This is a genomic window from Gracilibacillus sp. JCM 18860 (assembly GCF_055395245.1).
The window spans coordinates 4,030,676-4,055,627 of sequence record NZ_AP043868.1 but is presented as its reverse complement, the minus strand read 5'-3'; the positions used below and the strand labels follow the sequence as shown (position 1 = coordinate 4,055,627).

General features: G+C 36.9%; 16 protein-coding genes. 4 read left to right on the top strand and 12 right to left on the bottom strand.

The genetic code is table 11. The features are described 5' to 3' along the window. Positions 1–44: 44 nt before the first annotated feature. The 4 genes from ACZ5R4_RS19760 to ACZ5R4_RS19745 all read left to right on the top strand — a co-directional run bounded on the left by ACZ5R4_RS19760 (position 45) and on the right by ACZ5R4_RS19745 (position 3,299). On the top strand, positions 45–800 hold the full coding sequence (locus ACZ5R4_RS19760) for an ABC transporter permease (protein ID WP_109983646.1): 756 nt from the start codon (positions 45–47) through the stop codon (positions 798–800). A gap of 21 nt (positions 801–821) precedes the next feature. After that, complete coding sequence (locus ACZ5R4_RS19755) at positions 822–1,592, top strand: ABC transporter ATP-binding protein (protein ID WP_054787260.1); 771 nt, start codon at positions 822–824, stop codon at positions 1,590–1,592. A 17-nt stretch (positions 1,593–1,609) separates the two neighbouring features. Next, complete coding sequence (locus ACZ5R4_RS19750; RefSeq protein ID WP_109983647.1) at positions 1,610–2,680, top strand: ABC transporter substrate-binding protein; 1,071 nt, start codon at positions 1,610–1,612, stop codon at positions 2,678–2,680. Positions 2,681–2,771: 91 nt separating this feature from the next. Further along, positions 2,772–3,299, top strand: a complete 528-nt coding sequence (locus ACZ5R4_RS19745; RefSeq protein WP_109983648.1) for a nitroreductase family protein — start codon at positions 2,772–2,774, stop codon at positions 3,297–3,299. Positions 3,300–3,309: 10 nt separating this feature from the next. On the opposite strand, the gene ACZ5R4_RS19740 is transcribed toward ACZ5R4_RS19745, so the two are convergent. The 12 genes from ACZ5R4_RS19740 to ACZ5R4_RS19685 all read right to left on the bottom strand — a co-directional run bounded on the left by ACZ5R4_RS19740 (position 3,310) and on the right by ACZ5R4_RS19685 (position 24,944). Continuing rightward, the gene (locus ACZ5R4_RS19740; protein ID WP_464367875.1) at positions 3,310–5,127 is read right to left on the bottom strand and encodes a DUF2264 domain-containing protein; all 1,818 of its coding nucleotides are present in this window, start codon (positions 5,125–5,127) and stop codon (positions 3,310–3,312) included. Positions 5,128–5,148: 21 nt separating this feature from the next. Beyond that, on the bottom strand, positions 5,149–6,909 hold the full coding sequence (locus ACZ5R4_RS19735; RefSeq protein ID WP_464367874.1) for a heparinase II/III domain-containing protein: 1,761 nt from the start codon (positions 6,907–6,909) through the stop codon (positions 5,149–5,151). After that, a complete protein-coding gene (locus tag ACZ5R4_RS19730) occupies positions 6,909–8,516 on the bottom strand; it encodes a response regulator transcription factor (protein ID WP_464368520.1) in 1,608 nt (535 codons plus the stop codon). The genes ACZ5R4_RS19735 and ACZ5R4_RS19730 overlap by 1 nt, the downstream gene beginning before the upstream one ends. Further along, the gene (locus tag ACZ5R4_RS19725) at positions 8,503–10,317 is read right to left on the bottom strand and encodes a sensor histidine kinase (protein WP_464367873.1); all 1,815 of its coding nucleotides are present in this window, start codon (positions 10,315–10,317) and stop codon (positions 8,503–8,505) included. Before ACZ5R4_RS19725 ends, ACZ5R4_RS19730 begins: the two co-directional genes overlap by 14 nt. A 109-nt stretch (positions 10,318–10,426) precedes the next feature. Next, the gene (locus ACZ5R4_RS19720; RefSeq protein WP_054859809.1) at positions 10,427–11,794 is read right to left on the bottom strand and encodes an extracellular solute-binding protein; all 1,368 of its coding nucleotides are present in this window, start codon (positions 11,792–11,794) and stop codon (positions 10,427–10,429) included. A 128-nt stretch (positions 11,795–11,922) separates the two neighbouring features. After that, entirely contained in the window at positions 11,923–12,750 is an 828-nt protein-coding gene (locus tag ACZ5R4_RS19715; protein ID WP_464367872.1) for a carbohydrate ABC transporter permease, read from the bottom strand. Positions 12,751–12,765: 15 nt separating this feature from the next. Further along, positions 12,766–13,698, bottom strand: coding sequence for a carbohydrate ABC transporter permease (locus ACZ5R4_RS19710; RefSeq protein ID WP_109983653.1), 933 nt, complete (start codon positions 13,696–13,698; stop codon positions 12,766–12,768). Next, positions 13,688–14,359 (bottom strand): YesL family protein, encoded by a 672-nt coding sequence (locus ACZ5R4_RS19705; RefSeq protein WP_464367871.1) that lies wholly within the window; start codon positions 14,357–14,359, stop codon positions 13,688–13,690. Before ACZ5R4_RS19705 ends, ACZ5R4_RS19710 begins: the two co-directional genes overlap by 11 nt. A gap of 143 nt (positions 14,360–14,502) precedes the next feature. Further along, the gene (locus tag ACZ5R4_RS19700; RefSeq protein ID WP_464367870.1) at positions 14,503–17,871 is read right to left on the bottom strand and encodes a glycoside hydrolase family 30 protein; all 3,369 of its coding nucleotides are present in this window, start codon (positions 17,869–17,871) and stop codon (positions 14,503–14,505) included. A 60-nt stretch (positions 17,872–17,931) separates the two neighbouring features. Continuing rightward, complete coding sequence (locus ACZ5R4_RS19695; RefSeq protein WP_464367869.1) at positions 17,932–20,715, bottom strand: FIMAH domain-containing protein; 2,784 nt, start codon at positions 20,713–20,715, stop codon at positions 17,932–17,934. A gap of 112 nt (positions 20,716–20,827) precedes the next feature. Beyond that, positions 20,828–24,283 (bottom strand): glycoside hydrolase, encoded by a 3,456-nt coding sequence (locus ACZ5R4_RS19690; RefSeq protein ID WP_464367868.1) that lies wholly within the window; start codon positions 24,281–24,283, stop codon positions 20,828–20,830. Positions 24,284–24,317: 34 nt separating this feature from the next. Next, positions 24,318–24,944 carry a YesL family protein gene (locus ACZ5R4_RS19685; RefSeq protein ID WP_464367867.1) on the bottom strand — a complete coding sequence of 209 codons (627 nt, stop codon included), beginning with the start codon at positions 24,942–24,944 and terminating at the stop codon, positions 24,318–24,320. Between the last annotated feature and the right edge of the window lie 8 nt (positions 24,945–24,952).

Genomic DNA, 24,952 nt, shown 5'->3' with positions numbered 1-24,952 from the left:
TGGGCGGTTATCATAATATGACCATATAAGAGAGGAAGAGGTTTATGAAGACAAAATTATCGATTCAACAATTGATCACCATCTCCTCCCCACTCATTTTATTATTACTTTGGGAAATTCTATCCCAAACCAATATTTTAGATGCGAGATTTTTCCCGCCACCAACGGTAATATTACAAACTTTAATAGAATTAGGGGAATCAGGAGAGCTATTTCAGCATGTCTCAGTAAGCCTTGTGCGAATTTTGTTAGGCTTTTTATTAGGGGTGCTTCCAGCAATTTGTATTGGTTTATTAATGGGGATGTATAAACATTTTAAATACTTCTTCTCCCCTATTGTGATGATTTTCATGCCAATACCAACTTTAGCTATGCTACCGATTATCTTAATCTTGTTTGGAATTGGGGAGTTTTCCAAAATAGTAACCATTGCTATCAGTGTATTTTTTCCTGTTGTAATTAATACTGCTGCAGGAGTTGCCAATATTGACCGGATTTACTTAGATGTCGCAAAAAACTATCAAGCAAGTGCGAAGGATTTTTTCTTAAAAATCGCACTACCTGGGGCACTACCTGTCATGCTTGAAGGGATTCAAATGGGTCAGGCAATTGCATTACTGACGATTGTTGCTGCAGAAATGATTGGTGCAACCTCTGGAATTGGGTACTTGATTTGGATGAATTATAAAGCCTTTCTTTTACCAGAAATGTATGTAGGATTAGTACTTATATCGTTTTTTGGTTATTTATTTTCCCTATTACTTAGAGGACTCGAACGAAAATTATTGCCATGGAAATAATGGTTGAAACGGGGGATGATGATGTCAAAAATCCAAATCAAGCAATTATCCAAAAAGTTCAAGAAACGGAATAAATATATTGAGGCTTTGGATCAAATCCATTTGTCGATTCAAGAAGGAGAATTTGTCTGTCTACTAGGACCGAGTGGCTGTGGAAAGACCACTTTACTTCGAATTCTTGCAGGATTAGAAGTACCTACTACAGGAGAAGTTAACATTCAACAAGAGGGATCATCCAAAACCCCTATCCAATCTATGGTATTCCAGGAAAATGGCGTGATCCCCTGGCTTACAGTAGAAGAAAATGTTGCCTTTGGATTAAAAATGCGCCACCTACCTTCCTCGTATATAAAGGAACAAACAGAACATTATTTACGGAAAGTCGGTCTTATAAATTTCAAAAAGCTCTATCCAAAGGAACTATCTGGTGGAATGAAGCAAAGGGTAAGCATTGCAAGAGCTTTTGCGAATGACCCTGAGATTTTATTAATGGATGAACCGTTTGCTGCACTAGATGAGCAGAATAAATTTATATTACAAGAAGAGCTTTTATCTATTTGGCAGGAAACGAAGAAAACGGTACTTTTTATTACACATAGTATCGATGAAGCTTTACTATTAAGTGATCGAATTTTACTGATGAGCGCACAGCCAGGCAAAATCGTTAGGGATATCCCGATTAGGTTGGAAAGACCAAGAACCATTGAACAGGTACGCTCCGATCCTGAAATCACCAATACCTTCTTAGAAATTTGGGAGCATTTACAGAAGGAAGTAAAACAAACAAGATAAGTTTTGGGGGAATGATGATGAAAAAAATCATTGGTTGTCTGCTTATAAGCATTTTGGCTATATTATGTTTAACGAGTTGTCAGCAGGAGGAAAAGCCTAAAGCAGAAAAAGCATCCGATGGAGAGCTTCCACCATTAGAAAAAACAGAGAAAGTTGTGATTGCAGAAGATGGATCAGCTTCTGGTGCAGGCTTTTATATCGCTAAAGATAAAGGTTATTTTGAGAAGTACAATATTGAAGTAGAATTTGCTACATTTGGCAATAGTGATGAAATGCTCCCGGCCGTTGCAGCAGGGGAAGTCGACGTGGCGGGCGGTGTCTCCTCTGCCTCTTTCTTTAATTCCATTGCACAAGGAATCGATGTTCGATTTATTGCAGATAAAGGACACAACAATAAAGGCAATTCGTATTTCACATTTGTTGTTAGAGAGGATTTAAAGGACGAAATTAAAGATTATGAGGATGTCAAAGGGAAACGAATTGCAGTCTCCACGAAAAATGCAGTAGATGATTATATCTATCATAAAATGCTTGAACATGCAGGAGTGTCGCCAAATGAAACAGAATTTGTGTTAATGAGTGATTTTGCTAACATGATGGCAGCGATGAGTAATAAACAGATTGATCTCGCCTTGCAAATAGAGCCCTTAATTACTCAGGGTGAAAATAAAGGTATTCATACCCGCTTTGGTGATGCAACGGATTATGCACCTAAAGCACAAATTGCCATGGTATTAGGGTCACCAAAATTTCTGACAGATCGTCGTGATGTTGCTGTACGTTTTATGGCTGCCTATCTAGAAGGTATACGTGATTATCATGATGTTTTTATGAAAGGTACTGGTGATGAAGAAGAGATAATCTCTATTATGGCAAATCATACGGCTTTAAAGGATAAAGAACAATGGGTGCAAGCTGGCGTAACAGGACTCAATCCAAATGGTACGATTTTTGAAGAGGATGTGATTCAACAGTATGAATTTTATAAGGAACAGGGTGCTATTCAAGAAGAGCTAGATTTTGATAAAATTATCGATATGTCATTAGTTGAGGAAGCAATTGAAGTAATTGGTACCTATCAAGAATAAGAGTAACATTTTCCTTCTATTCCAATTGTTTTAGTAGATTTAATGTTTGCTATTTGCTAAAATATAGAAAAAGGAATGAGGAGGAAAAGAAATGGATGTATTAGAGGCGATAAAAAAACGTCGTGAAATCACAAAATTTGAAGACCGATCCATTGAGAAGGAAGTACTGGAAAAGGTCATTGATGCGACCTACTATGCTCCTTCAGGAAACAATCTCCCCTCAAAAGATATTATCGTAATAAAAGATACGGAAAAGCTTAAAGCATTAAAAGATACGACTCCCTTTATGCCATGGATCGCTGAAGCAAAGGCAGCCATTGCGATAACTGGTAGGCCGGATATAAGTAAATATTGGCTCCAAGATACTTCGATTGCATCTGGTTATACATGGTTAGAGGCTGTGAATCAAGGATTAGGTGCAGCCTTTGGTGCGATTTATCATGCAGAGGATGAAGAGGAATCTGTTCGTAGAGAAAATCATGCGCGAAAGATATTGAATATTCCTGAAGATCGTCGTGTTGTTGCCATTATCGGTCTCGGTTATCCAGCCGAAACAAAGCCACCTAAAAAGCTTTCGCCAAAAGTAGAAATGGTTCATTTTAATAGTTTTACAGAGTAAATCCCGGATTCTAGCCCCGGGATTTTACTATATCAAATATTTTCTTTTTACCTGAAGAGTAAATACTATCTCCTTTTTTATAGGGTCTTTTTTGCCATTCTGATAACTCATTAGTCGATGGCTGTCCATAAAAAGCATGGATCAGTAAATGTTCCCCTTCTTGGATCGATGATGTTATCGTCGGAATAACCGTTCGCTTATATAAAAGATTTGTATTGGCATTTGGACGGATAAGGATGGCCTTGTGTTCATCCATTAAGTCAATACAACCGACCATCCCATTGTCATTTACCATACCAATACCTACCCCTTCTTTTACTAGTTGTTCTTCTGAAGTATGATCTATGCCTAATGCAAAGCCACCATCAGCAATGTCTAAAGGTCGTTCTGTCTTGATCTGATGGACACGAACATGCCAAGGTAATCCTGGTAATATCCATGTTTGCACCATCACATCCTTCCATGGACGCCATTTCATATATAGGTGGGTCTCCTTCACTTCCTTTTCCACAACATTACGTTTTACTCGATACAATTCATCTTGCTCACTGAGAGCAAGCATCGAATCAAACGCTCCTTGATCCAAGCCCCACTCCGCACGTGGTACACTAAAACCAAAATGGGTGGAATATGCGAATTTTTCATATTTTGCAGAAGTATGGGTGTGAGCATTTGAATGCGCATAGCCTGTTTGGAACGCAACGACATGTTTACTATTCTTTTCTCGGTCTAGAATAAACCCTGGTTCATTTTGTATATCTCGCTCTGGTAAAGTAGGCAGTGGTTCTTCTGCTACTCGCCAAAAATAATGATGATCAGGTAATGCCAAAATAAGAAATATTTTAAAGGACCAATAAGGGGAGCCTGGTGCATTATAATTTTCTGCCATCAATAAATTAGGGTAATGATAGCCAACAGATAAAGTGCCATCTGGGAGAAAGATGTCTTGGTTCATCCAATGACGTAAATGGCGTAAAATAATTCCTTTTATAATCCCCAGTGAAAATACCTCAACGTCCGCATAAACGATTGCACTCCAAAAGGATGCTTGTGCAAATCGATAGGTTAAGCTCCTTCCGTAGGGTAGGCTTCTTCCGTCTTCACTAAACCAATAGATAAACTTCTTGGCAAAAAGGACAGCTCGCTCTTTGTACTTTTTGGCACGGATTGGATCATCCTTTTCCATCACTTTTGCATAAAACAACCCGTAATAATGCATGGCAAATGGGGTGTAGTAATCAATATGGGCAATCTCTCCATCCTGATACCAACCATTTCCAATATAAAAGTCCTCTATTCTTGTTAAATTTTGTTCTATTTTCTCTTTACTATATGGGGCACCAACCTGCTTTAAACCAATATTGACGATTACCGCGAAAAACAACCAATTACAATCATGTGCCTTAAATCGATTGATTTGAGACAACCAATTAACAAGGTTTTGTTGTTCTTTTTCTCCTAGTACATGCCAAATCTCATCTGGAGCAATACACAATGCATAACCGAATGCAGCCATCTCGACAATTCTTTGGTCATAATCATGAATATCCCCCCAATACCCTTGATGATTTGGATTTGTTCCATTCATGATTCCTTGTAAGTGTCTTGGCCATAGCTCCGGCTTCTTTTGATGAGCTAACAAGGGGGCAGCTCCCCAAAGAACGCGAGAAAAACACTCCATTCCCGCTACTTCATCAGAGTAAGCTGCTCCGGCACCCTCTGGAAGAATTCTAGAATGAAATGAATCATAATAAGGCTCTAATTTCCCCCATAAATCAATTAATAATTGTTCGACATCGGCTTTTGTTTTCAATGGATTTTGCTTCAAACTATCCTACCTCTTCTCCTTTTAACAAAATTCTAATGTGAATATAACCTCTATTTCTTGCTCCAAATCCACTAACGGAAATTGAACACGGAGAAACCCTTCCTGCTCTCCTTGATGATTAGTAAAAAATTGTTGCTCAATGATCGGAGTAAGCTGAGAATCGAATATAAATTTTAATGATTGCTCCTCCCCTTCGAATAAAATATAATCATCAAATAGTCGATAGCTTCTGTCTTCTAAAATAAAACTTTCGATAATGGAGCTTGGTTGTTTCTTAAACTGAAATACATCCGTTAGGAAAAGTCTTGGTTTAGCTGTTTTCTTCCAATGAAATCGTCTATTGTATGCTAATAGAGTAGGTTCTGGATATGTCTGTTCTAGAGCTAATTGCCATATATCCTCATCCTTCGAAAAATCTGATTTCAGTGGAATAGCTTTATATTCTTTACCATCACGCTGAAATTTTCCATTAATAATCGGAATCGAATGCCCTGCTGCACTTGTACAAATAAAGTCATAGCGTTTATCGTTAAAATAGTCTTTATGGTACTGCCCTGCTCCTAAATCCTTTAGAAAAATTTCATTCCCACCAAGCAAAATAAAGTGGCCGATATCATTATGATTATGTGGTTCTGCATTATGTCCACCTTTTGCGGCAAAAGCATATATGCTTATTCTTGAAAGAAATATCATCGATTCCTCAAATAAAACCGTCTTCTCTGGCCAATTATTCCCCGGTAATTTAGAATCGTACCAGCTAAGCTCACGAAAAGCAGGTGCCCATCTTCCACAATGATCAATGATTTGAAATTGACCATGCTCTCGTGCAGGAAGATGAATGTCATTCCATTTATGATATAAATAATGACTGAAACCTAGCATTGGTTTGGCCATCGGTATAGCATCTGAAAAATTCACGACAAAATTGCTTGATAGAAAAATATTTTGTTGAAATTGAGCAATTTTATGTACCTTATCCCTTGATAATAAGCGAGACGTTTCTCCAGTCGCTTGTTCATATAAATCTAGAAAATAGAGAAAATATCCAAACCCGTATTGCCAATAGCTGTAGCCCTCTGTACATGCACCATCCTCTTCAAACCCTTGCAAATAGCATTCCATTGTTTGGAAGACTCGTGCTAGGATCGAGCGAAGCACGCTCCTATCTGATACCAAATATAAAGCGGCAGCCCCTATCGATCCTGCACAAACTGCTGCCCAATTATGAGTTGCCTCCTCCCACTCATATGGTCCATTGTCTAAATAGATTGCAATCACTCTTCGATCGATTTCGATTTTGATCTTTTCGATTAAAAATGGATCTAATTTATCTTGAAAAATATGATGAATCTCCGCTAGAGTAAAGGCTGTCTCCGCTGCAAATAAGTCAATGGAATAATGTAACGATTGTGAAATTCGATAGTCTTCATAGGTCTGCCCCTCCCGCTCCATATGTAAATGAGCTGGTAGACACCAGGTAAACTCCTGACAAATTTGCCAAATTTGATTTTCTAACTCCTCTATATAAATAGACTCATTAGGGTATAAATAGCTAAGTAATCCAAAGGTAGTTAATCTCTTTCTTCGATCAAAATATTCGCTCTCAAAAAGCTGTCGATCACCGTTCTTGTGAAAGTGTCGAAACGATTGAAAGGAGGGCTCCTTCGCTCGATTTGTCAGGAAACATTCCGCTTCTTTTTCTATAAAAGCTAGCATTTCTTTAGGTAATTTACTAGGATTTATCGGTTTTTTTTTCCAGATTCCTTGTTTATTTATTTCCATTATGATTGTAGGACTCCTTGTAAAAGTTTGTTCCGGTATTCTAAGGGAGTGCAACCAGTTTGCTTTTTAAATATCTTAATGAAATAGCTTTGGTTATCATAGCCTAATCGCTCACAAATTTGACCAATGGGATCTGTTGTGAATTCTAATAATTCCTTTGCACGTTGGATTTTTTGTTGTTTAATATATTCCACAAATGTAATATTCATTTCTTTTTTAAATAAGCGACTAAAATAACTTGGGTTTAAGTAAAGGTGATCTGCCACTTCATCCAAAGAAAATTTCGATTCAATATTACTAGAAACATAATAGCATGCACTAAGTACATCCTTGTGATAAGCGCTTTTTAATAAATGCTCTGAAGCGCCAAGACAGTTTATTAAATATTGAAGAACATATTCCTTTAACTCTTCCAAGGAAGCAATCATTAAAATATCCTTTTGGATTGCCTCTGCTTGATAATTGGATGGATAGTAATGAACAGAACTCAACTTCATTTTCAGCTCTAATAACATTCTTAAAAATCCTTCTTTGACTGTTTCAGGATCACAATCTTCCTTTTGACAGTAGAGAGACCAATGATGGATTTGTCTTTCTAATTCGGATCGATCCCGTTGAAAAATAGCCTTCTTCATTCGACTAATGATCTCCTGATAGAATTGTAACATTTCACTTCTATTGTTTTTGCTTGACGCTTTGCTCAGTTTTTGCTTATCTGTAATGCTATTTTGTTTTAAATAGAACAATTGCTTATCACTATTGACTAAGTAATGAATTTCCTTTTTTATTTGGTAAACAGGCTTATTGTCCCCGATTAAAAAAGTGATTTGAATATGCAAAAACTGATTGATTGCTTGTTGGATTTTATTCAACAATACTCGTAAATCATCAAAATAATTCCGCTTAATATTATTAGAATTAGGGTATAAAAGAACCCCCTTGTTCTGTTCATAATGGATAAACAATGCATGTGTTTCCTGCTTGAGAATCATTTCCTCTGCAATATTTTGAATCGCAAATAACAAGGTTTCCTCTGATACATAGTTGTTTTTTACAATATAAAAATGGTTGATAAGAAATAGAACAGGAATATAGTACTTGTCTTGTTGTAGGCGTTCTTGATGAAATCGATTGGATGCACCTTGAATAAATTCTTTTAACAGTCTTTGGTTTTCTAAGTCATGATTTTGATTTACCTGGTGTCGAAGACGCTGCACCTCACCTTTTTGATATTTTTCATTATCTAAACGTTCCTTACATTTACGTAATATATTTTGTAAATCTTCTGGATCAAGTGTTTCTTTCAGCACATAATCTTGAACATTTAATTTTAGTGCTTTTTGCGCATAATTAAATTCATTATGACAAGAGATAATAGCGACCTGTAAATTAGTTTTTAGTTCTTTTAATTTTTGCGTTAATTCTATCCCATCCATTTTAGGCATTCCAATATCTGTGATGAGAATATCTGGCATCTCCTTTTTAGCAGATTCATAGGCACTTATGCCGTTGTCGTGGGTACTAATTAGTTTGAGACCTAATTTGTCCCAATCTACCACCTCTGTCAGAAATTCAATGGTAGGAAAATCGTCATCAACTAACATCACCTTGTACAATACCATCACCCTCCAAAGGAATTTTTATGCTAATCGTTGTGCCTTCTCCAATTTGACTGCGTATTTCCATCGATGGTCTCAGAGGAAATGTCAAATGTAGACGTTCATAGACATTTGCTAAACCAATACTAGAGAGTCCTTTATTGGATTTATACTTTACTTTTGGTTTGATGAAAGACTTCTGAACTTTTTCCAATGTTTCCGGATCCATTCCTATTCCGTTGTCTTGAATCAAAATCTCTAATTCACCCTCTTCAACCCTTGTCTTTAATAGAATCCTTCCATTACTCTGATGAAACCCGTGGATAATCGCATTTTCTATTAGAGGCTGTAGGATAAACCGTGGTATCATCACTTCCATGCTTGGTTGATCCATTTCTTTTAGGAGGTTCACCTTATGCTTTTGTCTCATATTCATTAAATGAACGTAATCACTAATTAGACTAATTTCATCAGCAACCGTTATCATATCATGGTTATTATCTATCGTTCCTCTTAATAACTTCGACAAAGATTGAATCATGATAGCGCTGTCTTTATCACCGAACTTTAACACTTTCATCCTAATGGAATTTAATACATTAAATAAGAAATGTGGATTAATTTGAGCTTGAAGCATAGCAAGCTCTGCCTGTCTTTTTCTCCTCTGTGTATTTCTCACTTCTTCAATCATTCCATTAATTCGTTCAATCATTTGATTTAAGGACCGGGAAAACTTTCCGATTTCATCATGGCTTTTCACCTCTGCACGTACTGTTAGATCACCAGTTTGCACTTGTTTCACTACTTTATCTAAATGACCTAGTGGTTTTGTAATACGTTTCATTAAAAAGGCTAATAGCACAAAAAATATGGCGAATGAAATAGATAAAAACGAAAAAACCTTTGAAAATACGGCATTGATATTGGATGTCGCTTGCTTATATGGAATGATTGAAACAAGACTCCAACCATTAAAGGAAAGTTTCTTAGTCGTCAATAAATGCTTTTTCTCTTTCCAATCAATAATAGTAGAGGTATCCTTGTTCGTAAGCTGTTCTCTAATCTTCAGTTTTTCTCCAATTTGATCAGCATTTTGTGTAGATAATATCGTCTGATTCTGATCAACTAAAAGGATCTGTTCTTGATTATTTTTGTTTTGTAAAATATTTCTGATTTTCGTTTCAAGTAGTGTAACGACCACATAGCCATATATCTGTTGATTGGTGTCTCTTAGGGTTCTCGCTACCGATAACTGAAATGGGTGATTCAGTTGGTCATAAGCGAATTCAGTTGATTCCACTCCCACCCATAAGGATTGATAGCCTCTAATTTGTTGCAAGTCTTCAAACCAATCCTTCTTGAATATTTCCATTGGATTATATTCCGTTACAGAATAATTCGTATAATACTTTCCATTTGTTAGCAATATCGTAACATAGGATTTCTCCCCCAATTGTGTAATGTTTTCAATCGTTTTTCGAACGAGCCGATCCTCCATATATGCTTCATACGTATGGCTATCTTCTCCACTTCCATCTCTTGCTTTACTTTTTAACACGGCATTGATTTCTGTATCGATCTGAACAAAATTGGAGACATTCATTAAATCCTCTAATATTTTCGTTACATTCTCATTTACTAAATTGATTTCTTTTTTGGCATTCATAATTGCTTGCTCTTCCACCGCATCTCTCGTTAAGTATGTATAAAAGGAAAGACATACGAGGACAGGAATGCCGATACATAAAAAGGATGCAAAAAATACCTTAGAACGAAAAGAAGGAGACGCCAATCTCCGAAAATTCACCATCATTTGTTCACTCCTCTAGGAAAGAAAGGTGGGAAAGGTCGGGAGAAAACGTCCCTATACTAATTGTAATCGCTTTTATATTTTATTGCTATCATACTGTTTTTTTAGATTACTGGTTATTGGCTATTATTTCTTTTGCTTTCTCATGCATTGCCTGTATCGTTTGATCTATATCCTGTTCTTCGTAAATCAGTTTTTCGTATTCATCATTCACCATTTGGTAGATTTCTGCTTGATACGAAACTGGTGCAATAAGCTTGGATGACTTGGCATTTTTTAATACCGTAATTAATGCTTCTTTATCGACTTTTTCTGGATTATTCGTATCTGCTAAAATCGTGTCAACAATCCCTTCTAGTTCACTATCTTCCACACCATTCCATGATGGAATATTCTTCCCTTGTACTAATTGACCTTCTGTTGTGTACCAACGGATAAATTGATAGGCTGCTTCTTTGTGCTCCGAGCTTGATGCTACAGCCATATAATCTGTTGTGACAGGAGTATACCCACCTTCTGAATTTTCGTCATTTTTCGGATATGGCGCAACTCCAACATTAAATTCTAATGGAAATTGATCGGTACCACCTAATTCTGTATTCATCCAACTCCCAATTAATACTAGGCTGGAATCTTGATTAAAGAATTGATCCCTATAATGCAATTTCTGTGACATAATATCCGTATATGGTGTCGCTGATTGATCTTCTTTTTCCATTTGCCAACGTAATTCTAGTGTTTTACGAAAAAGTGGATGTTCAAAATTAGAAGAACCATCTTCCTTAATAAAACCTGTTTCCTCTTCTTCACTTGCTAAAGCGAGCTTCATATATTCCATCCAACCACCATTTTGAGGCCCATGGAAAAATGTTCCGTAGTGATCGTCTGTCGTTAATTTCTTCGCATAATCGGCAAACTCATCCCAAGTCCAATCTGTCGGCATCTCTAATCCAGCTTCTTCTAAATGATCTTTATTCACTAATACATACCATGGATTAAACTTTCCTGGTAAAGCATAATAGTTTTCATTCAGTTTTGTGTTCACTTTATATTCCTCGCTTACTTCAAATCCTTCTTCCTTAATAAATTCATCAATCGGAGCTACCATACCTAAATCTACTCTTTCTGCATAGGATGCTGGATCACTGAACATCAGAACATCTAGCTGTTCACCAGAGGATGCGGCTAAATCTAATTTTTGTAATGCTTCATTTGTATCCCCTTTTTCACTGAGCACAACTAGTTCCACATTAATATTTGGATAAGCCTCTTCAAATGCTGGAATGGTTTCTGACCAGTTGTAGCTTGCTTCGTTTCCATGTGTATGGAACTTGATCGTTACCTCCCCATCTTCTTCATTTGATTGATTACCATTGGCTGAATCGTTTGAATCGGTTTCCTCTGTATTACAGCCAACCAACATACCGATAAGTATAAACATACTAAATAAGACCCACAAAACTTTTTTTTGCATCATTCTACCCCCTCTATTTTATGAAAACCCTTTCATGCTATTAGCTTAACAAAATTCAATTTTATCGACATACTCATTTTTTTACCTATGACAGCACTATTTTGACATTCAATGAATACTTGTGAAAATACTTAACCTTTTACACCCCCTAATGCAATTCCATCGATAACATGTTTTTGACCTAATATGAAGACAATCAATAACGGTAATATTGCAGATACAGCTGCTGCCATAATTAGTGTATAGAAGCTTCCATTAATCGTGGTAAACTTCTGCATAGCTAATTGGATCGTATATAATGCATCTGTTCTTAAGAATATCAGTGGATTTTGGTAATCATTCCATGTCCAAATAAACCGCAAAATAGCATATGTGGCAACAGCTGGTCTAACAATTGGCAAAGCTATCTTCCAGAATATTCGCCAGTGTCCTGCCCCATCTATCTTCGCTGCATCAATAAAGTCTTGATGGATTCCCATAAAGAACTGCCTAAGCATAAATGTACCTAAAACACTAAAGCTTCCGAGTAGGATTAAGCCTAGGTGACTATCAAATAATCCAATAAAACGATATAAAATGAATTGTGGTACTAAACTTGCTTGTGGTGGTACCATATAAGTTGCTAATACGATAATAAATAGCCATCCAGCAGCCGGGAAGCGAACCTTCGAGAAGCCATAGGCAGCTAGTGAAGAAACGACAACTGATAAAGCAGTTGTGAGAACAGCTACTTTAATCGAATTCCAATAATAAAGATAAAATGGATGCTCTCCAAACCATACTTCTTTATAATTCTCTACCGCATTCCATCTTGAAGGAATCCATTCTATTGGAAATTTAAACACATCTGCCTCTATCTTCAAAGAGGTAGAGAGCATCCAAATAAAGGGTAATAAAAATGCTATACTACAAAACAATAAGACAATCGTACTTACTAATTTTTTTATGTTTAACGTCATTCTACACACCTACCTTTAATAATTCACCCATTTTTTCTGCCCCAACCATTGTAAGATCGTAATTGTGAATACAAAAATAAATAAAACAACTGCAATTGCGGAAGCATAACCAATTTCTAAGTTAAGAAATGCCATCTCATATAGATGCCAGACGAGCATCGTAGTAGAATTTAATGGTCCACCTTGTGTAAGGACAGCTATTAAATCAAATACCTTAAATGTTGCAATAATCCCTGTTATTAATAGAAAGAACGACGTTGGTGAGATTAAAGGAAAAGTAATATTACGAAACTTGTACCATGTATTTGCCCCATCGATATCTGCAGCTTCATATAGTTCTTTGGGTATAGATTGGAGCCCAGCTATATAAACTATCAAATTAAACCCAATTGAAATCCAAATATGGATAATCATTACGGAAATAAGGGCAAAATTCGGATCCGAAATCCATGTTGGTGGATTTTCAATACCGAATGACATTAATACTTGATTAATTGGACCTTGTGACGGATGAAACAACACTTGCCATACAACGGCAATAGCCACAACACTTGAAATATATGGCATGAAAAACGCTACCTTAAAATAGCTTTTTAAATAAACATGCTTGTCAATAATGATAGCCAAACATAATGCAACAAGCATCGTAATAGGTACGGTAAAAATAAAAATAGCATTATTAACAACAGATTGAATAAATTTCTTGTCCCCGAGTAGTTCAGAAAAGTTCTCTAAACCTACCCATTGTAAATTTTCAATGCCTTGAACAAATTTCCAATCTGCAAATGCTAATATAAATGTTGCAATAATAGGAAATAAAACGATAATCGAAACCCCTATTAACATTGGGGAAACAAATAGAAAACCTGCTAGATTTTCACTTTTTTCTATTTTACTTTTCTTTTTACGCTGTGTAGATTGGGAAGTCCAATTTACTTCACTTGCCATGTAAGACACCTCTTTCCTCGATTGGTTGGATTCTAATCGGTTCCTTTATTTGATATTTTTTCATTCGCTTAAATGCCAGCTGTGTGAAGTACATTGCAATAAAGGAGAGACCACTTCCTAAAAATAAAAATGACAAACCTGGAATAACCAGACATACAAATAAAAAACCCCAAATCGTCATAAGCATCCAAAAGGTTTGTAAAGGAAATAATGTCCCAATTTGAATCGCAGCTTTTATTTGTTGATAGATTTTTCTTTTAGCTGAAACCAGTAGGCCAAAAACATATAACAAAACTACGATACCTAGAATAAAGACGGTTGCACTACTACTTAAAATGACATAATAGATAAAACCACTAAAATTCTGTACTAATGAAAAATCAATGTAAAGAGCAATTCCGCTTAATAGGACGAAGCTTCCAATTATATTGCTTTGAATAAAATATTGCTTATATGCACCCCAATATTCTTTCCACACTACAAAATCGTCCTCACGATCTATCCATTTTTTATTGATCGCAAACATGGCTGTAATGGCTGGAAAGATTCCTACTATAATCCCACCTATTATAGTAAAAATAAACGCTAAAATGTTGAGATAGGCCAATCGATATATCCAATCACATAGCCTAAAAATTCCACTAGTTGTATGGAATTGCATGTCGTTCACCTTCTTTCCTACCATTCATTTTAAGCGTTTTCAACAAGGGGTTATAGCTCTATTTTTACTTTTATCATGTGCATTTTTACTTATATAGCTAAAACACACTAGGAATTCCTTAAAAGGATCCTAGTGTGTTTTCCTTACTTTTTCTTTAATTCTGCTATTGCATCATCTAATGAGCTCCTTGCTTCAGCCACATCTAAAATAGTAGATTGAGGATTTTTTAATACCCTTTTGGCATGTAACAATGCTTTATGGAATATCTTCCAGCTTTGTTTCGTATATTCTTTACGATTTTTATCTTTGTGAGTATCGTAAAGCTCTTGTAATTCTGCTTTATCGACTTCGATCTTATTTTTTCCTGTGATGATATCCATACCATCAAAGGTAAATTCGCCTGCTTTTATATAAACTTTTGCAGAATGCTCCTGATCCTTTAAGCCCCTAATGGAATAAGAGGTTTGACGATCACCTTTTGCCTGTATTCGATAATCATCATCCACTAAAACACCATCAATATAAACATCAACTATGGAATCCGAGGTAGCACCAAACAAATTGAATCCAGAGCCATTAAAATGAAAGATCATACTACTATTACTTATTTTATCTGAACCATCTGATATAGGGTCATTGGTTTCTACTTCTGCTTTTGTAAAACTAGTCCAGCCATCCTTAGCAACTACTCGTAATGTGTGTTCTCTTTCCTCTAGATTTTCAGCAGACCACACCATTTTTTCCATACTGCTATTGTTTAAGTAGTTCCCTTCAGCAACTAATTTACCGTCCAAATAAATATCTGCTTTTCCATTGTTTGGATTTGCCTCACCGTATAATCGAATGCCATGACCTTTGAACTTAATTTCAAATGCTTCGCCATCCGAACCCCATGCATTATTGCTATTGGATGACCAATCACCCTGATAATACACCTTGTTTAAGTCCCCTTGTTGCTTAGCAATATCTTGATGCGTGATCGTCACTCCATTCCAGACAGGAATCTCTGTACCTGCGCGCATGAGGGTACGATTAAAATGGCCGTACCCTGATTGTAAAAACTCCCAGTCTCCAATATAGCTAATTGGATTCCATTTATCTTTTTGACTTAATGCTTCTTCCTCTGAATTCATTTTCTTACCTTGTGCATTATCATATTTTTCAGAGGTATAGGTATATCTTTTCAATTTATCGATATGCAAATTATCAAATAATGTCTGATAATATCCTGAACCAATGGCTACTCTACCAGCCATTACCGTTGCATCCTCATCTATAAAGCTATCAATTTCTTTACCATCTAAGTAAAGCGTAAAATTATTCTCTTTTGCCTCAAAAGCTAAATGATGCCATTCTTTATTATTAAAGCCTTTCAGGGTACCACTTTTTTCAATATTTCCTAATTTCCATAATTCATATCGACCATCTGCATAGATACGAGCATTATAAGGTGCAGAGGAATCGGACCATGCTGATTTCACCTGGCGTAAACCAATCAACACATAGTTTTCTCTACCTTCTACTTGCTGTGTATCGGTATCCAATAAAAAGTCAAAGGAGGCCTTATAATTTACCCAACGGAAATCCCCTAATACGGTATGTGGATTGACGTCAGCTGCTGATCCGTCTTCTCCTCCCCAGACGGACCATTCTGCTCCAATCATATCTGGAGTAATTTTTTGCATGAGCATATTTCCATGTGGTTCTGCATTTGGAATATCACGGTTAAGTTTTGTCTCTTTAGTAACCACTTCAAATGCACCGATTTGGTCAGTTGTATACCTTGGAGTACCCCCTCGACGTTCTACATAATCTCTACCTTTTTCATCAATGGAATAATCGTCATATTCAAAATTATCCTTATAAGGTAAAGGCATGATGGTATCTTCGGTTAAATCTACTGGATTAGATTGATAGGTGAAATCACTAACCTCTGATTCCTTATCTAATGTAGATATCGTGACAATCGAATATGGCTTGACCTCTACTTCATAGGTGCCCTCTTTTGGTGTGATAACATCTATATTTTGAAGCCAATTTTCATCATAACTTTCATCCTTATCTGGTCCGCGTGTTTCCCAAACGTATACAGGGGCGTTTTGCTTATTACTTAAATTCTTTGTCTGAATCTTGTATTTACGTGTTAGATTCGTGTTGTTGGCAAATACAGTTGTATAATCATCTGTCTTCGGATCCTTTAAAGTTAAATAGTTATGGGTACTTGTATCAACATCTACCCCTCCATCAAAAAATTCACCATCACTATATGTCGCGTCCTCGACGTACATCCAACGTTCATTTTCCTTTGTTGATGGGTCGTCTTGTTCAACAAAATTCATGACATGACGGACCCCCGTTATACCACCATCTACTTCATAAAAGCCTGACCATGGATCAAATGCGCTGATCAGGTGCTTAGGATTGTATTGGGCACCTTGATAAAAAGCTGCTACAGCAGGTTGAAAATCAAAGGATACCGCATTCAGTGGATAATTTCCTGCTCCGGTCCAGGAGTAAACGGAAATGATACGAGATGTTACGTCTATAATCCCAGCCCTTCCTCCAAGCCCATGATATTGTGGCTCCATGTTATCTCGGTATCGAGCATTAATCATTGGGGCAATTCCTTCCGAAACCCATAATTCCTTTGGTTGTTTACCTTCTGCTATTAATTGCTCTTGCAACTGATTTAATTCACCAGATCCAGTTAATCCATAGTGGCTACTAATCACATCAATCTCATCGATTAAATCAGGCTCGTCAAGTAATACTTGACTAATTGAAGATGTGTCACGATAACCATCTGCCGCTACTAATTTTAAATGCTTATAATCTGATTCATAGTTTGGCTCTTGTTTAATCTTTGAGGTAAAATATTTCAACCATTCTACTTCTACTCTTCCGTTTCCATTAATAGCTCTTTCATTCTGTGAGATTCCAATATAGTCTAGTTTAAAGCCATATTCTTCATATACTGCATCTATCGTTTGTTTATACCATTGATAGCGATTTTCAAAATTGCCATCTTTGGCACCATTCCAAGTCCAACGTGGCTCACCCCATCGTAAGATTTCAGTCGTTATATTAGGATTAATCGATTTCGCATCTGCAGCAAATTGAAATCCTGCTCCTCTTCTGACATTTGCTGGTTCGTTCTCCTTTCGTTTTGTTGCAGGTTCGGTTCCTGACGAAGAATTCACATCTGCACCTAATTCAATCTTTACATGAGCAAGCCCAGCACCTGTATCTGGATTAAATAAGTGATTCATTATTTCCCAATACTTATCTGGATGTTCTTCTTTATAATCCAATAGTAATCGTGATGTATTGTTGGCAGTGACGACACCAAAGCCTTTGAAGCGATGGTAATCATTGACCTTTTCTCCATCGATCGTAATTGTTTGGACATCTTGATCTGCTTTCACATCATCCTTCTCGAACACGGTAACAGCAATAATGATAATCATGATAGAAGCGAATACCCAGATTCGTTTCTTATTCCTTCTCCCCATCAAATCTCCCTTTCTATTCGCATAATTGCATACGCCTACAAGTAAAGTTTATAACTCTAGCTATTCCTTCCATTGCTCTATTAATTTTTCGCTATATTTTTTTAAATCCTCTTGTGCCTCACTCGATATATTGTCAGCATTATTATTCAAATGCTTAAGGAAATCCTCTAGACTTTTGATTGCTTGGTTCCACTTGTTTTTTTCATAATGCTTTTCTGCTACTGTTAATCGATTATTTAATATTTTGTAGCTTGGTTTGGCTATTTCTTCTGATTTTACGTAATCACTTAATGCCATTCTCAATGAATCGATGGAAATCATTTCTTCTCTTTCAACTGCTAGCCATGCTAGAACCGGATCACTTCCACCTACTTTACTAACACTAATTTGTACGTCATCAGCCTGTTCTAATTCAAATTGAAGTCTTTCTTGGTGGGCTTTTGTGTCTTTATTTGTTGTGAATTCTACCGAATCTAGCACATGACCAGTAGAATCTATGGCAGAGAACTTCATATTTCGTGTAGCACCCCACCATTCCTTGTAACCTGAAATAACTGTATATTTCCCCGGCTCTAAATTTATTTTGTAATCGATACTTTTATCGGCATGTGCCCACCAGCCACTATCATAAATATTGGTAGAGTCGGAAGTGCGAGAACCAATATCTGTCCCAATGATTCCTGTATAACCCCAATTGCCATCATACTCTTGATCAGGGACATTATTGATAAGCTGATCACCTAATCTTTTCTTAACAGCCTGAAAAAAAGGATCCTCTGTTGCAGCACCATGAATAAAATAATTGGTATCCTGATTAATTACATCTACGGTTGCAGTTACTTCAAAACCATCAGCCATCGTCCCTGTAATCTTTTCTGAGTGATAAGGGGTAAAATCTATATCATTTGTTAGCCAATTAACTGATTCTGTCACCGTTTCACCAATCGCATTCTTTACTTCAAGTGTTTCTGGTAAACCTGAAGCACCTTCATCGGCAGTGACGGCGAATTCGGTTGGACCAACCACAGATACAATCGTATCTGGTTCTATAAGATTATACGTTTCTGTTAATATACCGCTCGACTCTTCCCCGTCTACATAAGAAACCGCCTTTAGCGTTGTCTCGCCATAGGTTAGTGCAATCGGTTCCTCATATAATGTACTGTTCTCCGTTGGTTCAGAACCGTCCGTCGTATAGTAGATACGGGCATTACTATCTGGACTAGTGAGTGTAATAGATTGTTCCGATGGATAGGTTTCCCCTTCCTTATTAACTACAGGTAATGCAGCAATTTCTCTATCTAGATTATTCGCATAAACCTGCATCTCTAGTAACCCATTTTCCCAGCTAGCCGTAGAATTATCATTATGGGCATTTTTTACGGCTGTCACATCTATCTTTACATAACGATATTTACCTTCTAACTGGTTGCTTTTAAAACCAGTCATTTTATTCTGGGATTCGTCCGCAAGCAACGTCCAATCTTTATTATTATTGCTACCTTGTACTGTATATTGATAGTATGCCTCTGAACCATTGAATTGCTTGAAGCTAAAGTCAACACGGGCTAAATCATACACTTTTTCTAAATCAATCGTTGCAGACCATGGTACTTTATTTTGTTGATAATATTTCGTGTCTGGACTCCAAGTATCTGGTTCAAAATAATGACCATCATTTATATAACGTAGTAACTTTCCTTCAATAACATTATCTTCCCCAAAGACAGGCTTACCTTCTGATACATTCGTTACATTAGGATGGACAAATTTCCCTGTATCAGAATCCATATACCAGCCAGGTTCATATTCCATTATCATTGTCTTTGTTTCATGATTTATTTCAAGTGGTAGCCAAACATAGGTGGAGAATCCGATCGAATCAGGCTTCCAACGATCTCCCATATAAACATATTGAGAGCTGCCATCTTTGGCTTTTACCTCCATAATATTCGTTGGTTGACTATAAAAAGTCGTATTATTTCCTACTGGTTGAAGCTTAGCCCAACCTTCGGGGTTACTAATATCTGTTGTGTAGGAATACATTGCCTGGTTAGGATACCATCCAGATTGTCCTGAGGTGATGATATAATAAATGCCATTTGCTTTAATTAAAGCTGGGGCCTCTCTTCTTTGACCTGTAAATAATAAATAAGATTCATCCACTACCACATTAGTACTATCTTCCGTAAGTGGATAAACTCTCATGTTCTCATGATCTTGTGTACTAATTAAATATCCTTCTCCCGTATCTGGATCTTGGAATACATTGAAATCACGTGAAGTAAAACCACCAGGTCTGAAATTATGATGGATGGTATAATGTCCGTCAATAGTATCCGAAGAAGCGATCAGCAACTGGGAAGCAGTATAACTTTCTCCATTTTCCCAATGGGCAAATAAGACAAATTTTTCGCTATCTTCATCGTAAATAAGCTTCGGACGTTCCATATTAAAATTACCTGTTTCTGGATCCACTAGACCAGGTGATTCATCTGTGTTTTCTCCTGGATTTGTTTCATCTGAAAGAATCGTTTTAACGAATTCCCAATTTAATAAATCCTTTGAACGATAAAGATTAGCTCCATGTGTATCGTGTGTATTATCAGATTTGTCTTCGCCAATCCAGTAATACCAGCCATCATATTCAAGAAAACCTCCACCATGTGCTTGAATATGATTTCCATCCGTATCATTCCAAATTTCCCCTACCGGAACACCTTGGTAATTAGTAGTAGCTGAGGAAGTAGCTAAGCTTGCTGCAATAGATATCGGGACAATTCCGCTAAACATTAGCATTAAAACCGTAGACAAAAATATTTTTTTTGCTTTTAAGTCTTTCATTTTCCACTCCTCCTCTTGTTTTTGAATCATTAAGTGGTTACACACTTTAGGTATGGGGCTAGTCATCGCACTAGCCCCAGCTTGATTTAAGCTAGTCTCAGTGAATGGCTTTCTATTTTTTTTCTAATTCGGCTACTATTTCGTCAACATAATGGCTAATCTCTTGAATGATACTCTCAGAAACATGCTTCCGATTTTTGTTGCTCGTTAAATGTTTTTGAAAATCTTCTAGACTCTTAATGGTTTGCTTCAACTTATTATCCCGATAATGTTTCTCCGCTTGCCTAAGTCTATTACTCATTACTTTTACCATAGGTCCAGAGATTTCTCCTGATTCGACATTACTGTTAAATAAGGCTGTTAACCCTGCAATCGTCCCTTTTCCATCATCGGGGTTTTGCTGCTTTACAGTAAAATGTACTTGATACGTATTGGTATTCTCTTGGTCTTCGGAAGTAACGATTATCGATGCTTTCCCTGGGACAGAGTCTGGTAAAACTACTTCATATGTCGCAAACAAATCTGTAGGTGTTACGATAATAGATGGGATGTCGGTTTCTTTTTCCACTTCTAATTCATAAGTGAATTGGTCTGATCGGAAGCCTTCTAGCTTTTCCTCGTTAACTAAAATATTAGTTAATGTGGCATCCTCGCCTATTATAGGACTATCCCCTACGCCCATTACCTCCATTTCAACGACAGCAATACACGTTTCAGGCATTGCCTTTAGCTGTGCTCTAATCTTTGATGTGGTTATTTCATCAAAGGTTATCGTTTTTTCATCCTTATCTTCTATGATTGCGTCCGAATTTTTGATTTTTGTCCAGTCGGAGCCATTCCAATATTCTAGATATAAGGATTCTGGTGGTCTTGTTCCACCTTCATCGTCGTAAAAGGTAAATCTCACTTCGGAAATTGCTTCTGTCTTACCAAAGTCTATTTGTATCCAGTCCTTTTCACGCCATTCATTTGGATCCCAATTTGTCCACCTATTACTGGAGTAATCTCCATCATTAATTCGATCCACATCATCCCATTGACCTGTAAAAGAGGCACTAGCAGCCGGGTACTCCTCGTCATTTTCTTGGAGTGCTATATTTTCGATAGCAGCCTCCCTTACTTGTACTTTAGCGATTACCTTTTGGGTGCTACCAGTGACGAAACCATGTACCGTAAATTGTCCAAGTTCATCATATTTGGCTTGATCTATTTCCTCCCAATCTACAGGAACATTAATTTTTTCCCCAATTGCTAGCTGTGTTTCAACAAAGGATGGTAAGGAGGGTGCATTACCGATAACTGTTTTTAATTTTGGTTCTATCACATTTACTATCTCACTTACATATACGATAGCCTTTGCTTTTAAATCTGTTCCCGCAACCTTACCTTCCACGGTAAATTTCCCTTCCTTTTCATATTGGTCAGAAGATATCTCCTCCCAGATTACTTTTTCCTCCACAATATCTCCATTACCATAATGTGCGATTACTGCTTCAGGTAAGCGTGGAGCTTTGTTAATACTTGTCCAAATTGTGGTGTCTTCTAATTTAGTAATGCCTGCCTCAAAAATTCTCCATGCCTGATTTGCACCTGCATTAGCCTTCCAAACACCTGCTGAGGCTCCTTCTTCTTTTGATTGGCCACCTATTTCTAGTAACGTTCTGCTTTCTACATTGATAAACATATATTCCTCTTTACCAGTAGTAGAGATAATCCATTGCTGAGCCCCCGTTCCACTATCCTCAGCTAGTATGACTTTTCCGTCTTGGTGGGTTAACACTTGATTTGTTTCCTTATTCACGATTCGGTATTTTTCCATCGTCGTATAGCTATCCGTTATCTTTTCAATTTTCCATTCCTGACTAACCTTTCCTCGTTCTGTTGAGTACTGAACAGCTTTTTCCTTTTCTACATCTAATACCTTTTGACTGTGCTTATTTTCTAGTTTAAACACTTTATTATCTGATAAGTATACTTCCTCCTTATTCACCCCAGAGACACCAGAAATAACAAATGTTGTAACCGACTTTGGTGCTACAGATGTGATAAGCTGATCATTTTCAACCTGTATTGTTTCTCCTTGTGTGAGATTACTGTCAGCTGACGTAGTATATGGCACGGCAGAAGCTGACTGTTTTACCACATCAAATCCTGAGAGGTCGATGTCGATCTTTTCAGCGTTTTCGGTATGATTGGTATAAACGACAACCGCTTCCTGATTTTCCTTATTAATGGCTGCTAGTGTATTGTTATTATCTGTATTAATAACGTTATAGCCTGGTCGAATAAACTTCGAATAATTTGCCATCGTGTAATATTTTTTATTTTTGTGCCATTCTAGCTCGTCAAAATTATCAGGGTCAAAGTCCACTTGAATGAGACCCCAATTCGAATTTTCATTGTCTTCATTCATGTTTATTTGGTCTTCAATAGCTTGCCAAAGCACCCAAGCTCGTGGCTCTAAATTCATAATATCCGATGCAATACGTTCTGATAACTCCAATCCTGGTTCGATATGATCAAAATCCTGTGGGACACTTCCTCCTAAGTCCACTTCTGACATCCATAGACGCTTCTTCTCGCCCTTGGCTAGATCACGGACAGCGGTTCTTTCACCAGGCCAGTATGTGTGTACATTCATCTGACCTACATTTTCCTTTGTCGTTACATCGTATTGCTCCCAATTCTGTCTGAATTTTTGTGGATTTGTTTCATCCATTGCAGATACGACAGTTCCTAATTGTAGCTCCTTTAGTTGTTCACTTACTTCCTTAATGATTTTCGCCTGGGATTCTGGTGACCAATTCGATCCTTCCTGTCTACCTAAGGAACCCCAATAGCCTGTATTAGGCTCATTAACAGGGGATAATGTATGAATATCTATACCTTTTTCTTCTTCTAAATATTGGACTACTCGAGTCAAATAAATGGCGAATTCTTCAAATTTATCTCGTTGGAGGTTATCCTCCCAGGAATCAAAGTTTCCTGAAGTGTACCCACTATTCGTCATAAAATATGGAGGAGAATTAGAAAACGCTTCAAATAAATTAGCTCCTCTTTTCTTTGCGGCTTCTAACCACCATTGTTGATTTTGGTCTTTATCCCAGTCCCAATGGTCGGGGTTATTTGGATCCCACCAATCATCTGGTTCTTCCCAATCGTCTCCTGCATTTTCTGGTGGGCTATATTCTGCTGGTCGATTCCAATATCCTGGTACGGCACCACCAAGACGCATATATGGCTCTGTTTCTGGTGAATCCTCTCCACCGATGTTATAACGTGCAATATTAAAGTTTAAACCATCCTCTCCAAATAGCGCATCTGCTAGTTCATTTTTTATGTGATCAGGCCAGCCTCCTGTGATGTTAGCAAACCATACCAATGCCGTCCCCCAGCCTCCAAAGTATTTATGCTGATAACTAGGATCTAATTTGATCATCGTTTTCACCTCCCCCTCTTCTTTAATGGGGCTTTGCTGTGCGTTTATACGAATAGGGTGCTGAATGATACTTAACAGCAATAGAAAAATACCTCCTAAAGCGATTGTTTTTCTTAATGATAATTTCAACTTAATTCATCCTTTCTGCATTCATTACACTAAGCTAAGCACTCTCCCCTTCTACTTGCTCAAGCTTTCGAAAAATATTAGAAGCAATATACATCGTCACTAAACTTGTCATACTTCCTGAAAAAAATGGGATTAATCCAGGTAATAAAAGAAATAATAGACAGATTAATAGAATCGAAAAAGCTAAAGCTAACATGTGAAATGGATGACTGATAACGATCATGGCAGAGTATTTAAGGTAGTGAAAAATAGATAGCTTAGCGTGACTAAATAAAGGAAATGACATACAGATAATCAATATGAAGTAACAAGTCGTAACGAGAGTAATCACCTGAAATAAATCACCTATCACCCCCTCTAACCCGCTTATTAACAGATAGTAGACAGATAAAAGATAAACAAGGATTAAATGTGTGTATACTAATAAATTTGCTTGAAAGAAATTTTTCTTAAAATTGTGCCAAAAAACTTGAAAAACTGGCACCTCTTCCTTTTCTAAGATCCATTTTCTGCTCACGGAAAACATCGCCAAAGTTGCAGGCCCAAATCCGAGAAACACCAATCCAATAAGAGTAAATAAGAACCATAGAATATTTAGATAGGTTAGCTTCATCACCCATTCACAACAATTGTACAATCCATTCAAATTAACCTTCTTCATTTCGCCCA